This window comes from Salmonirosea aquatica (assembly GCF_009296315.1).
GTDB lineage: Bacteria > Bacteroidota > Bacteroidia > Cytophagales > Spirosomataceae > Salmonirosea > Salmonirosea aquatica.
Genome location: NZ_WHLY01000002.1, coordinates 1,347,449 through 1,363,856 on the forward strand (window position 1 = coordinate 1,347,449; position 16,408 = coordinate 1,363,856).

The 16,408-nt window shown below is 48.6% G+C and carries 11 protein-coding genes, 1 tRNA gene and 1 pseudogene; 9 read left to right on the plus strand and 4 right to left on the minus strand.

The annotated features are described in order from the left end of the window. Positions 1–8 precede the first annotated feature (8 nt). From GBK04_RS06725 to GBK04_RS06750, 6 genes are all read left to right on the plus strand, one after another. Positions 9–1,703 carry a RagB/SusD family nutrient uptake outer membrane protein gene (locus GBK04_RS06725; RefSeq protein ID WP_152758017.1) on the plus strand — a complete coding sequence of 565 codons (1,695 nt, stop codon included), beginning with the start codon at positions 9–11 and terminating at the stop codon, positions 1,701–1,703. A gap of 78 nt (positions 1,704–1,781) precedes the next feature. After that, positions 1,782–4,265 carry a hypothetical protein gene (locus GBK04_RS06730; RefSeq protein WP_152758019.1) on the plus strand — a complete coding sequence of 828 codons (2,484 nt, stop codon included), beginning with the start codon at positions 1,782–1,784 and terminating at the stop codon, positions 4,263–4,265. A 16-nt stretch (positions 4,266–4,281) separates the two neighbouring features. Continuing rightward, complete coding sequence (locus GBK04_RS06735; protein WP_373330776.1) at positions 4,282–5,676, plus strand: sulfatase-like hydrolase/transferase; 1,395 nt, start codon at positions 4,282–4,284, stop codon at positions 5,674–5,676. A gap of 717 nt (positions 5,677–6,393) precedes the next feature. Next, entirely contained in the window at positions 6,394–6,642 is a 249-nt protein-coding gene (locus tag GBK04_RS06740) for a hypothetical protein (protein ID WP_152758022.1), read from the plus strand. A 308-nt stretch (positions 6,643–6,950) separates the two neighbouring features. Beyond that, positions 6,951–7,388 carry a translesion error-prone DNA polymerase V autoproteolytic subunit gene (gene umuD / locus GBK04_RS06745; RefSeq protein ID WP_152758024.1) on the plus strand — a complete coding sequence of 146 codons (438 nt, stop codon included), beginning with the start codon at positions 6,951–6,953 and terminating at the stop codon, positions 7,386–7,388. A 2-nt stretch (positions 7,389–7,390) separates the two neighbouring features. Then, on the plus strand, positions 7,391–8,671 hold the full coding sequence (locus tag GBK04_RS06750; protein ID WP_152758026.1) for a Y-family DNA polymerase: 1,281 nt from the start codon (positions 7,391–7,393) through the stop codon (positions 8,669–8,671). A gap of 15 nt (positions 8,672–8,686) precedes the next feature. Here GBK04_RS06750 and GBK04_RS06755 read toward each other — a convergent pair whose 3' ends face one another. From GBK04_RS06755 to GBK04_RS06765, 4 genes are all read right to left on the minus strand, one after another. Beyond that, a complete protein-coding gene (locus tag GBK04_RS06755; protein ID WP_152758028.1) occupies positions 8,687–9,421 on the minus strand; it encodes an SOS response-associated peptidase in 735 nt (244 codons plus the stop codon). Positions 9,422–11,801: 2,380 nt separating this feature from the next. Further along, positions 11,802–12,050 carry a hypothetical protein gene (locus tag GBK04_RS06760; protein ID WP_152758030.1) on the minus strand — a complete coding sequence of 83 codons (249 nt, stop codon included), beginning with the start codon at positions 12,048–12,050 and terminating at the stop codon, positions 11,802–11,804. A gap of 31 nt (positions 12,051–12,081) precedes the next feature. Then, positions 12,082–12,375 (minus strand): hypothetical protein, encoded by a 294-nt coding sequence (locus GBK04_RS30405; RefSeq protein WP_373330777.1) that lies wholly within the window; start codon positions 12,373–12,375, stop codon positions 12,082–12,084. Positions 12,376–13,081: 706 nt separating this feature from the next. Beyond that, positions 13,082–13,166, minus strand: a tRNA-Ser gene (locus GBK04_RS06765). A 196-nt stretch (positions 13,167–13,362) separates the two neighbouring features. Between GBK04_RS06765 and purL the strand changes: the two are divergent. The 3 genes and pseudogenes from purL to GBK04_RS06780 all read left to right on the plus strand — a co-directional run bounded on the left by purL (position 13,363) and on the right by GBK04_RS06780 (position 16,408). After that, positions 13,363–15,635, plus strand: a pseudogene (gene purL / locus GBK04_RS06770) (phosphoribosylformylglycinamidine synthase subunit PurL). A 103-nt stretch (positions 15,636–15,738) separates the two neighbouring features. Continuing rightward, a complete protein-coding gene (locus tag GBK04_RS06775) occupies positions 15,739–16,044 on the plus strand; it encodes a type II toxin-antitoxin system HigB family toxin (RefSeq protein ID WP_152758031.1) in 306 nt (101 codons plus the stop codon). Positions 16,045–16,051: 7 nt separating this feature from the next. Beyond that, positions 16,052–16,408, plus strand: a complete 357-nt coding sequence (locus tag GBK04_RS06780; RefSeq protein WP_152758033.1) for a helix-turn-helix domain-containing protein — start codon at positions 16,052–16,054, stop codon at positions 16,406–16,408.

Sequence of the window (16,408 nt, forward strand, 5' to 3'; positions counted from 1 at the left end):
TTAATCCTATGAAATATTTTGCTAAAATCCTTTTCCTACTAACGGCCTTGGTACTGGGATCCTGTGCCGATCTGGATATCGATCCTACCTCCTCCAGCGCCTCCGGAAATTTTTACAGCAATCAGAAGGAGCTCGAAATAGCCGTTAATGACTTGTATCAGGAATTCCTGTTCAAATTAGACCTGGACGAATGGGGTGACGACCACTGGATCAGAGGTCAGCTCACCAACCCCATTACCAACAGTACTCTCAACTCCCAGACAGACTTCATAGCCCAATATTGGGCGGATCTATACAAGGGTATCTCCCGCGCTACCACCCTGCTGGAAAACATGCAGCAGGCCGAAGACCGGGTACCTGAGGCAGTTTACAATCGGATCGAGGCGGAAGCACGTTTTGTAAGAGCCTACTGTTACTCGATCCTGATCAGTCATTTTGGAGATGTCGTTTTCTATGGTGAAACCGTAGCACTGAGTGAGTCATATGACCTTCCGCGCACCGATAAAAAGACTATCCTTGATTTTATCTTTAAGGAACTGGATGCCGCCGCTCAGGTGCTTCCCCAAAGCTATTCTGCTAGTGAAATAAGGCGCGTTACCAAAAGTACGGCTTTGGGAATCAAGGCGCGTATTGCCCTATACATGGGTGACTATGCCACCGCTCGCGATGCCGCCAAAGCGGTCATCGATCTAAAAATTCATTCTCTTTTTCCGAACTACCGTACCCTGTTCACCAAGGAGGGCGAAAATAGCAGCGAAATAATCTTTTCACTACCGCAGTCCATTTCGCTGGGTAATGTCTATGAGCCGACGGCAAATGTCCGTAACTACATTTCTCGCAATTCGGGTGGTTTTGGGGCCTGGATTCCCACTTGGTCAATGCTGGATATTTACGAATGTACCGACGGACAGACGATCGACAAATCTCCGCTTTACGATCCCCACCAACCCTTCAAAAACCGGGACCCACGCATGGCCATGAGCATCGTAGAATTAGGATCAAGCTGGCTGGGATTTACCTACCAGCCTCATCCTGATTCTGTCAAGGTATATAGTTCCAAATTGGGGACTCGAGTCAATAATAACGATACTCGTTCCATTGCACAGTTTGCAAGCTACACCGGTTTTATTTGGAAAAAGCGGATCGATCAAAGCTGGGCCGACCTGCAGATGGCTGAAAATCCCATCATCGTACTCCGTTATGCCGATATCCTGCTGATGTATGCCGAGGCCAAGATCGAACTCAACGAAATTGACCAGAGTGTTCTGGACGCCCTTAATACCATCCGGGCACGGGCCTATGGAAAAACATCCCCGACCGAGGCAGGGTACCCCAAAATCACAACCACCGATCAGGCGGCACTGCGCAATGCCCTGCGCCGGGAGCGGCGGGTAGAATTGGTACTTGAAGGTTTGCGCTACATGGATCTGATACGCTGGAAACTAGCCGATAAAGCTTTAAATACTGACGTACCAGGGTTGAACGATCCCACCAAACAGGATCGAAAGCAATGGCCGTTCACCAATACGCTACTCCCGCGAATTGACGAAAATGGACTGGTATTTCATGACCATATCATCCAGGCTGGCTTTGCCCGTAAAATCGCTGGCTACCAATTTGACGCTTCAAAGCAGTACCTGTGGCCCATCCCGGCGAGCGAACGACTGCTAAATCCCAACCTAACCCAAAATCCTGGCTATTGACCTTGTATGTACTTTCGGGAAGTGGATGATTTGCTCCACTTCCCGAAAGTGCTTGCTCCATCCCTTTCTGCTTTTTATATGAAAAAAAGAACATTCAGCCTTCGCAATTTTTTCTGCCTGGCTAGTCTAAGCCTGCTTTCCTTTTATTCGCTGGCTCAACCCAAACCTCGACAGATCAGCGGCATATATCCACATCTGGCCTACTACAACAACGAGGGCGAATGCGGCACCGGCGCGGTAGTACCCTGGGCAGGGCGGCTGTGGGTAATCACCTACGGTCCGCACCTACCCTTTGGCTCATCGGATAAGCTGTATGAGATTACTACGGATTTACAAAAGACGGTTCGTCCCGAAAGTGTGGGAGGTACCCCCGCCGACCGGATGATTCACCGCGAGAGCAACCAGCTTTTTATAGGTCCCTACGCCATTGATGCCCAGCGAAAGGTACGCACGATTCCGTATAAAGAAGCCCCCGGTCGCTATACAGGTTTAGCTCGCTCGCTTACCGATCCGAAGGAGGAACTGTTGCTGGCCACGATGGAAGAAGGCTTTTACGAACTGGATGTACATACTCTGAAAACCAAAATGCTTTATGAAGACGCCAACGTAAAACACGAAAAGGGCGACGATATTTCCACCAACCAGCCAGGTACCCTGCTACCCGGCGCACATGGCAAGGGATTCTACTCCGGGCAGGGCGTGGCGGTGTACTCCAACAACGGGGAGGCCTCGCCGGAAGCGCTCAAGCAGTTCGATATCAAGTCGGGTGCGCTGTCGGAATGGGATGGTACAGACTGGAAGGTAGTCAGGCGTAGTCAGTTCGTGGAGGTAACCGGGCCGGGCGGAATTTACGGCAACCCGAATCCCGCCACTGACCCCATTTGGGCTACGGGATGGGACCATAAATCGGTACTTCTTGGAGTACGGGATGCTAAACAGGGATGGAATTTTTACCGCCTGCCCAAAGCCAGTCACAGCTACGACGGCGCCCACGGCTGGAACACGGAGTGGCCCCGCATTCGCGATGTAGGTACCGAGGGTAAGCCCGACTACCTGATGACCATGCACGGGATGTTTTGGAAATTTCCAGGTACCTTCACTGCTAAGAACACAGCGGGCATTCGTCCGCGCTCAGCGCACCTGAAAGTCATTGGCGACTACACCCGCTGGAACGACCATCTAGTGTTTGGCTGCGACGACTCGGCGCAGAAGGAGTTTTTGAACACCCGGAAAATAAAAGGCACCATCGGTGGCCCCGGACAATCCAACTCTAATCTGTGGTTTACCTCCGTGATTAAGCCCGATGAGTTAGGCCCCAATACCGCGCAGGGGGCGATCTGGCTTTCGGAAAATGTAGAAGCCAATGCTCCCTCCGATCCTTTCCTGTTTGCGGGCTGGGAAAATCGCATGGCCTGGGTAAAAAATGAAGGTACCCAAACTGCGACGTTTACATTTGAGGTAGATACCGACGGCAAAGGCAACTGGAAAGAGCTTCGCTCGGTGGAAGCCAAGCCCAATCAGGCGGTTGCTGTAGTCTTCTCAACTAGTGATAAAGGCGAATGGGTACGGGTGAAAAGTAGCAATAGTACCAAAGCCACCGTTAATTTCAACTACCACGATGCTTCGCGCTTTGCCAAAAATCAAGACAAAATTTTTGATGGATTAGCGAGTATTGGCAACAATAAGTACCTGGGCGGCCTCATGTACGGCCTGGGCGACAATCGTCGTGCTCTAGGCTTGCTGGCTGGACAGTTCGAAAATGGTAAGTACACTGAAAATGGCTATTACGAACTGGATAGTGCAATGAACCTGGTCAGGAAAGATGATCCGAAAACGGCGCAATTTATCCGGGAGAAATTTGCCATTCCAAAAAATGTCATGAAAGTAGAGGGTTCTTCGGTACTTATCGTGGACGACAGTGGCCGTCGCTGGCGATTACCTCTCGGGGATGAGAAATTCACTAAAGAAACCAATGCAGGTAATCTGCGAATTGCCCGGGAAGTAGCCACCGAACGCGACTTACTCAATGCCCACGGTACTTTCTATGAACTACCCGCCGAGAATGCCGACGGTTTTGCCAAAATCCGGCCCGTTGCCTCGCATTCGCTGGGTATCCACGATTACGCTTCCTACCGCGGGTTGCTGGTCATGACGGGCATCGACTCAAAAGCCTCAAATGGCGAGCACATTATCACTTCTAACGACGGCAAGGCCAAAATATGGGCGGGTACCATCGACGATCTTTGGAAACTGGGCAAACTAATCGGCCATGGTGGTCCGTGGAAAGATACGCAGGTGAAAGCAGGTACCCCTTCCGATCCCTATCTGATCGGCTTTTATGATAAAAAGAGTCTGAAACTATCGCATAAGTCTACGCAGTCCGTGACCTTCCAAATTCAGGTCAACCCCATCGGCCATGGGCCGTGGATGACTTACAAAGAGATCACCATAAAGCCGGGCGAAACCTTTACCTACGATTTCCCAAAGGAATTTGAAGCACGGTGGATACGGTTTGCGGCCGATCAGGATTGCGCGGCAACGGCTTGGTTACGCTATGAGTGAAAAATTTCTGAGAGACATGAGGATTCTTTTTGCCATGCTGATACTCTTTTTGGGTACCCTGGGCTATCATTCAACATGGGCGCAAAAGAAACCCAACTTCATTGTCATCCTGACCGACGACCAGCGGTTCGACGCTCTACAGGCCAACAACAACCCGGTCATTCTAACTCCCAACCTTGATCGTCTGGTCAAACGGGGAAAGAACTTCACCAACGCCCACGTTGTTTTTTCGCTCTGCAGTCCCAGCCGGGCCGCCGTGCTCACAGGTCGCTATGGAAGCGCCAACGGGGTACTGGAACTCGACAGCAAGCTTAATCCAGGAGAGAAAACCATCGCCAACTACCTGAAAGCGGCGGGCTACTATACAGGAGTATCGGGCAAGTGGCACGTGGACCAGTCGCCAAAAGAACTAGGCTTCGACTTTGCCACAACTTTTTACAGCAATGGTACCTACTACGGCCGGAAAATCAACGATCAAGGCAACATAGTACAACCAGCCGAGCATTGCGATCTCTACTGTGCCCGGCGCTCGATCGAGTTCCTGGAAAGGGCCGGCGCGGACCGGCCCTTTTTCCTTTTTCATAACACGCAGCTTCCGCACATGAACGACAAATTAGCGTGGCCCGCGCCTGACTCGATCCGCGCCAGGTACCAGGAAGCCGATATGCCCGTAGCAGCCAATAAAGATGACGACCTGAGTGACAAGCCCGCCTATTTGAAAACCGTCCGTAACCGCACGCAAGCCAAAGAGTACGGCTACCCTGACAAAGACAAAATTCAGGCTCACACCAAAGACTACTATTCCGTGTTGTCGGAGATGGACGCCTTCGTGGGCAGTATTTTGAAAAAAGTGGAAGAATTGGGAATAGCCGATAATACCTACATTATCTTCATAAGCGATAATGGCTGGATGCTGGGCGACCACGGCTTCACCAGAAAAGTACTCCCCTACCTGCCCAGTACTCATGTGCCGATGGCCATCATCGGACCAGGCATTGCTGCTTCGGAAAATTCAAGTCTTGTCTTAAATATTGACCTGATGCCCACTATCCTGGATTTGGCTGGGCTGAAAATTCCGGGCAATATTCATGGAGAAAGCCTAAAAGAGATATTGCTGGGAAAGGAGAAAAACGTGAGAGATCATTTTGTGTACGAAGGCCTGGGTACCTACGGCGGTGCTCAGCCGAATCTTACGGTAGTTTCGGGGCCTTACCGGTACATTGTTACGTATGAGGATGATAAACTGGACCGGGTGAATTTCCGGGAATTGTACCGGATTGATGACGACCCCGACGAGATGACAAATTTGGCAAGAGGTGCAGCGTATACCACCACAGTAAAAAAAATGCAGCGGTTTATTGATCTCCACAGAAAGGAAGTTGTCAAGCCTTCTCGGGCGGCAGTCCACTAGCGCCTGTACTCGCTCTATGATCACCAAATACAATCTCAGAACAAGAATAGCCCTTCCTGAACTTCATTACTCAGCCTAACTGGCCGGATCAGGATGCAAATCCAAGGATGCCTCCCAAGGAGGGTACCTTGCCAAAAATTTGCTTACTACTCAGAGTCACGCTCGACTCGGACCTTTTTCGGGCAATAACCCGGCAAACCTGATGTTGCCTTTGAATGATTTTTAGCAGGGTAGGTTGTTGCTTTTGCTCACCATGTCCAGGTTCCAAACCTGGCTTCCGACGAACTACTTCCTATCACAGACTATTAGCTACGGAGATGCCGCGTATCGTTTTCGAAAATTGAACGTAGATCCAGGCGACTAATTACTCATCTATTCCCAGGCCCGTTTGATAGGATAAAGTCACCCATTGGACGATTGTCACTAGTACGATTGCACGTTATCAAGTACCTAGTAGGTGTATGGAACGATTTTTACTAGTATTCTATATAGCCAATATCTAGAAATAGATACATCTCCCCTCAACGTTATGTTTCTAATCCGAAGTAAATCCGAAGACGAATTTGGCAATCGCCGCATTGATCCAGAAGGAATGTACGAATCAAGGTAAGCTCCGCTAAATCGAGTCCAGATGGTCCCGATTTAGCGTGACAGGTTTCCCATTTTTCGTATTCCCTGTCCAGTTTATCAAGCTGGTTGGGGCTAAAACCAATTCCTATGGGTAGTGTGTCGAGTATTTTCAGAATCAGGAATCTGAACCCTCCAGTAGACGAGGACCGGATCAGCCGGATAGAGTCTGTTCCTGTCGATGCCGCAAACTCGCACCTTTCCATGCTCTATTTCTATGGATTGGATGACCAGGGACATGACAAGATCGTGCGGATATGGTTCTATTCTTCCCGGATGTTCCGGGAACAGGAGCTAAACTACATTCGGCTCAATTTTCCCCATATTCCAATTGTTTGAATCTGGCTTCCAAAAATATCTGATGATTTAATAAAAACAGGTACCTCTCAAATTCCAACCCTGGCATTTGTTCCACAGGCCCGCGGGTCAGGAGCACTATTGCCAAGAATTCTGTACACTCACTTTACCTGATTGTAAGGTATGTTCTGGCAGATTCCATTTCCAGAAATGGAAGATTTTGGAAGTGCTCAGAAGGTGCTATCTGATAAAGGTAATCCGCTGCTATTGTCTCATGTTATAAAGAATTAAGCATGAATATAATATACTTGTATTATATTTTACTATACTTGTATTTTACATTAAATACCATGAGCCACACAGACTCGTTTCTACCTGCCAAAGCGCAGATATCGACCCGCCATTGGATCCCTTTTTTCCATTCTTTCGTCCAGGCGGGTTTCCCCTCGCCCGCTGAGAACTACATCGAGCGGGTCTGCGATCTGAACGAGTTGTGCATTACCAACGCCGAGGCTACCTACTTTGTACGGGCAACGGGCGACAGCATGAATGGCGATCGCATCGAGGTAGGTGATGTGCTGGTAGTGGACTGCTCGCTGGAAGCCCGGGAAGGCCGGATCGTGATTGTGTGGCTCAACGGCGAACATACCGTCAAGCGGATCCATTATCAGGAAGAAAATGTGATTCTTGTGCCCTCCAATCCCCGTTTTTCTCCCATCCGGGTAGGGCCTGGCGACGATTTTCGGGTCTTCGGGGTAGTCACCTATGTCTTACATAAATCCAGTTAGCTATGTTTGGACTGGTGGATTGCAACAATTTCTACGTTTCCTGCGAGCGGAGCTTCAATCCTTCTCTGGAAGGTCGCCCGGTGGTGGTGCTTTCCAACAACGACGGTTGCGTGATTGCACGTTCCAATGAAGCCAAGTCAGTGGAGATCAAGATGGGTACTCCTTATTTTCAGTTGAAGGATACGATCAAAGAACATGATGTGCGGGTATTCAGCAGCAACTACACGCTCTACGGCGATCTTTCGGCACGGGTGATGGCTACATTAGGTAGGTTCGTGGATCAGGTAGAAATATATTCCATCGATGAAGCCTTTCTGGATTTTGAAGGCTTTGCCCACCTGTACCCGGATTTGCACCAACTGGCCTTAACTTTGCAAAGTACGGTCAGGCAGTGGACGCGCATCCCGGTATCCATAGGCATGGCCCCGACCAAGACGCTCTGCAAGGTGGCCAACTACTTTGCCAAACGCCAGGCAGAGAACCGGGGCATTCTGCTTTTGGATTCGCCTGAACGGATTTCTGAAATTTTACAGGAATTTCCCGTCTCCGAACTCTGGGGTGTGGGTTCGCGCTATGCGGCCCTACTCCGCCGCAATGCCATTCGCACCGCTGCCCAGTTCAGCAACGCGCCCGACGACTGGATCAACCGGACCATGACCGTGAACGGACTGCGACTGGCCTACGAATTGCGGGGGGTACCCTGTAAGATGCTGGAAACAGAATTCGCCCCTAAGAAGGCGATCTGCACCAGCCCGAGTTTCGGACGGCTGATTCCTGACCTGAAGACCATGTCGGAAGCTTTAGTGACGCACCTGAGCCGTGCCGCCGAAAAACTGCGCAGACAGGGCTCGGCGGCCGGGACAATGACCGTCTTTGTCCATACCAACCGCTTCAAGCGATCGGCCAATGGACAGCCCGCCCGGCAGTATTACAACAGCCGTACCATACAGTTGCCGCATCCCACGGCTAGTACCGCCGAACTGACGGGCTACGCACTGGCAGCGCTACAATCGGTCTATCAGTTCGGCTACGCATACCAGAAAGTAGGTGTAATCCTGTCAGGCCTGGTACCCATCGACCACCACCAGACCCATTACTTCACTAAAGGTCCCGATGAGCGACTGGCCGTACTGTCGGCAACCATGGATCGCCTCAATCACCGCTTTGGGCGCGACAAGGTACGGCTGGCTAGTGCGGGCTACGACGTCACCTGGCATCACAGGCAACAGTGGATGTCGCCAGCCTACACCACGAAATGGACGGACTTGTTACAAGTTAAATAACCTGGTCCGTTCGTTTCAGGAAAGCAAATCCGAAAGTTCAGGGTAATTGTGAGGTTCCAGCACGGCTGGAACATCGGTAGGTTCGGTTCGGGAGGTGATTTGCTTGCTAATCGGGTACGCCCGCAGCGCTTCGGCCGCATAGGGTTCCGAGAGCAATTCCAGGATTTCCTTTGATTCCAGAGTTCGATTCAGGTACTCCCGTTCCGATTCGCGAGTCAGCAGACAAGGCATCCGTTTTTTGCTGTTGTGTATCTTGGCCATCAGTGTATTCGCAGGCTGGGTCAGCATGGTGTAAGAATAATGAACTTCCCCGGTGGCGGGGTCGGCCCATTCGTCCCACAAGCCCGCGATACTCACGATCTCTTCCTTTTGGGGGTGAATATAAAAGGGGTACTTTTTCTTGCCTTCCGTATGCCATTCAAAAAAGCCCGTCACCGGGATCAGGCACCGCCTGCCCGCGCTTGCTGCGCCCCGGAAGGAGGGTTTCTCATACATAGTTTCGTAGCGGCAATTGATGGTCATAGTACGCAACTTTTTGGCGTCCTGTTCACTTTTGGTCCAGCCTGGAATCATCCCCCAGGTGAATAGGGAAAGTATTTCGGGCTGCTGAACCGTCACCAACGGCCAGAATGGCACGGCGTAGGCATTGGCATGGATGACCGATTTCCATGTCTTACCCTTGGCTAGTTCGGCCTTGTAGCGCGCTTCCAGGGCGGCTTTTTTGACGTCGAGTGAGGTATGATAGCACATGTTTGAAGTGAATTATTTTGTATGTAATCGGTTTTAAAAAAAAGCTGCTATTCCTCGGCAACTACTTTTTATTTGACCCGAAGCAGTCAGATCCGCTTTACCTATCGCTTCAGAATAAGCAATAAAAAAGGAAGTCCGATGACTAATATAGTTCGGTGTAGGTATTGGTATTCAACGTCTAGACTATACCGTCAGTTACCAATAGTCCTACTGAAAACCATCTGTCGGTTGAAATAAAAATTCGTCATTCCCGCTTTGAGCATTCAATAAAGCATCAAATCACCTTGATTGGAAACGTATAGTAGTGGGATTCTTAACAAAGTATTTATAAAATATATAGAAAAAGGGATAAAAACATTTGCTTTTTACCTTTCCATTCTATATCTTTCTCACGAATCTAATTAACCTGTCTTCTAGTACTTAACAAGTAAGTTTGGAGTTTTCTTATTGAATACTTCTTTTTCAACGATCCCCTTTTAACAAATTGTCATCGATTTTTTCAGGATTTTTCTTGAACGAGGACGCAAGGAGTATGATGTTGTTCGAAATATAATATATAGTGTGTGTGTAGTCAAAACAGCCGGGCAGCATTTGCAGCCCGGCTGTTTGTTTTACTCGTTATCAAGTAACTGTATTGAGTTGGCTATTACTTGTAACAGCGTAAAAGCATTGCAAACTGAGTATGAGAATTTAATTTATCAAACAGATTGATTGTCATATTGACAGTACCCTGTTCTTACCTAATCCGCTCCTTCTGGCTTAGTACGGAGTAATGGACTACTCCGAGATATCAAGACTGAGTGTGTATATAACGTGGATCAGATGGGTGGTGCTCGCAGCGGGGCGATTTTTTGTTAGGCCCGAAGTCTAAGGTTATACCTATTTATGCTTTCCTTGCGCTTTTCCCTACCACTAATCTTTTATCTTTATTTTCGCTTCTAGCGTCATTAAATAGCTGCCAGAAATCCTCATATAGCAGCGAGGGTTTGGAAAAAATTATTCATAAAAATGGATTTGACTGGGAGTTTTCAAGCGCAACAGGTGCAAGGTATCCAATCGGCAGGCTGGAACGCAACGGGTTATGCCTTGTCTAGGTCCTTACGAAGAACCAACAGTAAAGACCGGATCTAAGAAAAACCAAGGTACCTTACGAACGGAAGGAAAGCAGTGAACAGAGCTTTGTCAGAACCCTATTAAAAAGCAAAACGAAAAAAAGTAACTAGATACGCTTTCTAAAAAGAAAATATCAAAATTGTAACTGAAAAATAAATAATGGTAAATTTTCTTTTAGGACTTTTAAGCGAATAGAGTATATTATTGTGTGTGCATAGTGTGTAAGTAACTAGAAGCAAAGGTAACTAAGTTATTGATTATGAAACAATTTATTAGTAATTATTTTTTATACTATTTTTTTACACAGTCACAAAAGCAGCACTTTCTGTCTCAATACGAGACAATGGTTTTTGTAACTAGTCACAGTTAGCTATGAAAGACATGAACCAGCTCGCCCAAAATAGCTATTATTGACTAATAGAATATAAGCATAATGCTGCAGTCCTGTACGGTTTAAAGGTGAAGGATATTGACGCTCAGGTCATCAATATATAAATGTGTGTATAGTGTATAACAGCCAGACAGCCTTTGCAGATCGGCTGTTTTCTTGTAAGATTCGGGCTGCTGGAAAAGGGTCAACAAAAAGAATCAACCCGAAATAATGTCCTCAATTCATTAAAAAAGCCCACAGCCTTGAGGCCGGGGCCTTTTTGATAGTATTAAAATGCATCACAGTTTATGCCACTCTAAGGTGTGAACATCTTTCGAGAACCTGATCAAGGTCATTCTGTCGTTTGTTCTGGCAGTCGTAATACCAGGTACGAACGACCTGATCGTCCAGGCCACAAAAATAGAGAACCCATAGATTGGGCTTTGCAGGAAAGGCGGGGCTGAGTCTGATTCTTGCCACCTTCGAAGCTTCCACCGTCAGATTGTTCAATCCGCTTCTGAACTTACTTTTTAAAAGGGCCATAGCTATTAGATTAATGTAGATAAGTAATATAATTTGTTGTACCTATCTCAATAGAGCCTTGAAATTGATATTTATAATAGCCTCATTCGCCCAATAGGTTACTTTCATAGACCAAATGGACCTGGGAATAGATGAACACGCGAACCGTTTTAACGTAATCTAGGGCGGGGTTGGGGCTAAGACTGAAATATTTGCATTACGTAGCCGCTTTTCGGTTTTTTAATTTAAAAATGCCCTCTCCGGATCGTGTTGCTTTTCAAAAGGTACGAAGTACTAGTTAGTGTTGTTCGGCTGTCTTTGACTGTCCGCCTGGTACGTAAGAAAAAGCCCGCTGTATCGATACAGCGGGCGACCTTATATAATGGGTAGGTGTGGATATTTTAGTCGGATACTGGCTAGTTCTTGTTCACGCATAGCCTTTGACGCATAGAACCATACCCGCACGATCTTATCATGTCCCTGGTCATCGGCTCCATAAAAATAAAGGATCGACAGTTGAGGATTATCAGGATCGGCAGGGGCAGGTACCACCCGGCGTATTTTTGCTTCCTCAACCGGAGGATTCATGTTTTTAACCCTGAACAGGCTCGAAATACTTTCCATTTGTGTGTGCAATTTTGCCGCATAGAGGGAATTACCTTGGGACGCAAGCTTTGGGTACCGATGCACTATACTGCACTTGGCACACTATAATTTGGGGATTATTTTTTAAGATTCCCCGTAAGTCATCCATCCGCTTGCGGTTAGTAGTATAAAACCACGATCTCAACACTTCATCATTCTGATTTTCATCCAACCCGTAGAAACGAAGAATCCACAAGCCTTTATTCTTAGGACTCGCCGGACTCAGCTTAATTTTTCTGACCAGCGACAATTCCAGAGGCCGATTATCATAATCGGTATCAAATTTACTACGTATTAGTGACATAACATTGGGGGAGAAGGTAGGCTTTTTATAAATATAGGTTATATATACCTATATTAAAACCATTCCATTTCCTTATCCCATCCTATCACCAGACAATCACATCCAGATTATAGTCTCAGATTTTCTGCGGATATCTTTCGCCTGCCTTCATTTATATGTGTCGTCTACTCCTTAACTGTTGCCTCTTGAATCTGTCTTACCGTCTACAGTTGTTGATATATAGACTGTCGCTGCAAGGGCCACGTGTTTTCAGACTCTAACCTCACATTGCATTATAGAGTACCGTCAAGCAATTGAGAAATTTTGATTGGTCCGATGTATTCTACGATGACAATTTTTAAGTAATAAATATACAAAATTTTTATTTGCATTCCTGATACTCATTGGCCTGACTCGATCCTTAAAAGCTATGGATTGCCGTATTCACGCAGCCTGTCAATACTCCTGGTTAAAAAATGAGCATATTACTTATCGTAGCAAGCAGGGGAGGCCCGGAATTTACTATTCATAGCGTAGTCGGCATAGCAAATAGCCTAACACAGCCAGCTGATTATGTCGAGGCAGCAGACGCTTGATCAGGCATTGGAGCGACAAAGAACTTCGGCAAAGGGAAGAAAAATAATAACACTTGCATTCCTGTGGCACGGGCGAACGGGGTACCCTGGGGCAAGAAAAAACCCGTTCAGATGATTCTGAACGGGTTTTGCAGAGGGAGAGGGATTCGAACCCCCGGTAGGTTACCCTACAACGGTTTTCAAGACCGCCGCGTTCGACCACTCCGCCATCCCTCTTTACTGGCCCGCCGGTGCGGTAAAAACTAGGCTGCAAAATTAGGGATCATTTTCAACCTGTCAATACTTTTAACAGAAAAAATCTTCTGATGCCGCTTCTCTACACATAAACCCCTAGTTTTGTGCCGAGTCCGTTCGTTCCGGGCTCCTGATGGCTAGCCGCCATTGTCAACTGTCAACTGTCAATTGTTAACCGATGAGCAACGAAATACATGACGGCAACGCCCTACCCACCGTCGAAACCGCCCGCAAACTGGGGGTACTTCCCGAAGAGTTTGATCGTATCAAGGATATTCTGGGCCGTACGCCCAACTTTACCGAATTGAGTATCTTTTCGGTGATGTGGTCGGAGCATTGTTCTTATAAGAATTCTATCGTGTGGCTCAAAACGCTGCCCCGCGACTCGGACCGCATGCTGGCCAAGGCCGGGGAGGAGAACGCCGGACTGGTGGACATCGGCGACGGACTAGCGTGTAGTTTCAAAATCGAATCCCATAACCATCCCTCAGCGCTGGAACCCTATCAGGGAGCAGCTACGGGCGTGGGCGGCATCAACCGCGACATATTCACGATGGGCGCCCGGCCCATCGCCCAGCTCAACTCGCTCCGTTTCGGCAATCCCGACCTGGCCAAAACCAAGTGGCTGGTGCGGGGGGTCGTAAAAGGCATCGGTGACTATGGTAACGCCTTCGGCATTCCCACCGTGGGAGGTGAAGTGTTTTTTGACGAATGTTACAATACCAATCCCCTCGTGAATGCCTTTTCGGCGGGCATCGTGGAGGTAGGTAAGGTAGCCAAAGCGACTTCCTATGGGGTAGGCAACCCGGTGTTCATCGTTGGCTCGGCTACGGGTAAAGATGGCATCCATGGTGCTACCTTTGCTTCGGAAGATATTTCGGACAAATCAAATGAGAAACTACCCGCCGTGCAGGTAGGTGATCCATTTATGGAAAAACTGCTGCTGGAGGCTACCCTGGAAATTATCGCGACGGGCCACGTCATTGGTATTCAGGATATGGGCGCAGCGGGCATCATCTGCTCCACGTCCGAGATGAGCGCCAAGGGCGAGCACGGCATGGTGATCGACCTGGATAAGGTACCTACCCGCCAGACCAACATGCACGGTTGGGAAATCCTGCTTTCGGAGTCACAGGAGCGAATGCTCGTGGTGGTCGAAAAAGGCAAGGAAGACATTATTCAGGGTATCTTCGACAAGTGGGACCTGCACTGCGCCCAAATCGGCGAGGTGGTGGCTGCCGGGCCGAACGATACAGGACGCCTGCATTTTTACCAGCATGGTGAACTCATCGCCGACGTACCCGCCCACGACCTGGTGCTGGGCGGCGGGGCTCCGCAGTACCACCGCGAGTACCGCGAGCCCGCCTACTATCAGCGATTCAAAGAATTCAATATAGACAAAGTAGCCGATACAAAAAAGGAGGAGATTGGGAAAGTAGCCCGCCACCTGCTCGCGCACCCCAACATCGCCTCGAAGCGCTGGATCTACGAGCAGTACGACTCGATGGTCGGTACAGCCAACCGAAGCACCAACCGCCCCTCCGACGCCGCCGTGGTGCGCATCCGCGATGTGGAGCGCCCCGACTACAAAAAGGGCATCGCCATGACGGTGGATTGCAATAGCCGCTACGTGAATGCCGACCCCTACGTGGGCGCGCAGATTGCCGTGTCGGAAGCCGCCCGCAACCTTACCTGCACGGGCGCCGAACCGCTGGCCGTGACCAATAATCTCAATTTTGGCAATCCGTATGTACCGGAAGTTTACTGGCAGTTCGTGCAGGCCGTGAAGGGCATGGGCGCGGCTTGTCTGAAATTCAGTACGCCCGTCACGGGGGGAACGTGAGTTTTTACAACCAAAGCTCCGACGACGGCCCCGTATTCCCGACACCGACCATTGGCATGATCGGCCTGATGGAACATCCCGAACACCAGATGACGCTGGATTTCAAAGCCGCCGACGACCTGATTTATCTGGTCGGTGCGGCCAAAAATGACATTGCCTCGTCGGAGTACCTGTACAGCTATCGGAAAATGAAGGAATCGCCCGCGCCGGTTTTTGATATGGAAGAAGAGTACACCTTGCATCAAGCCGTCAAACAACTTATTACCAAAGGGCTGGTGCAGTCGGTTCACGATATTTCGGATGGTGGATTATTCGTAGCCCTGGCCGAATCGGCCATGCCACGCGAACTCGGTTTCCAGATCGCGACTGACAAGAATTTCCGCACCGATGCCTACCTTTTCGGCGAAGCACAAAGCCGGGTGCTGGTTTCAGTGAAGCCGGCGCAACAGGGTGAGTTCCAGAAGTACCTGGGCGGTGAACTGAAAATCGCCCACACGCTGCTGGGTACCGTCACCGCACAGGGTTTTGTGGTAGATGGCCAGCAGGTACTGAGTTCCGACGAAGCGAAGGATTTGTACGATAATTCGATCGGCAAAATCATGGCGTAGAGAGTCATAAACCTGGCAAGAGCTTTGTGCCTACCATTAAATTTTATTTTTTAAAACAGAAAGGGTTCGCCGGCAGCGAACCCTTTTTCGTATATTTGTCAATATGAGAGTTCATGCTCTGAAAACCTTAAAATCCTTTTGGAATAAATACCCGGATTCCGAGCCAAACCTGAGACACTGGTACGGTAAAATAGAGGGGGGTACCTACGCAAACCCGCAGGAAGTCATTATGCAATTTAAAGGAGCAAATTATGTAGGCAATGAAAGAATCGTTTTCAATATTGCAAGAAACAAGTACCGGCTAATTGTCTCCTTTAACTATGGTTATCAGCTCTGCTTCGTAAAATTTGTAGGAACCCACAAAGAATATGACCGAATAGATGCCAAGACCATCGACTATAATCCTTGAAAAAGCTATGGAGCCGATAAAACCGATCAAAACGGAACAAGACTACGACGCAGCCTTGAAAGAGTTAGAAAGTGTGTTACATGCAAAGCCTAATACTCCGGAGGGTGACCTGCTGGAAGTCCTGTCATTACTCGTGCACGAATATGAGCAAAAGCATTATAAAATTGAACTGCTCACACCCCTGGAAGCACTGAAACATGAAATGGAGGAACAGGGACTGACCCAAAGTGACCTGGCAAAGCGCTTCGCCATGAGCAAAAGCACCATTTCCGAAATCCTGAACGGTCGAAAACAAATGAGTGTGCGCTTCATGAAGTACCTGTACCACGACTTGGGTATTCCGGCCCAAGTTTTACTTTCCTAA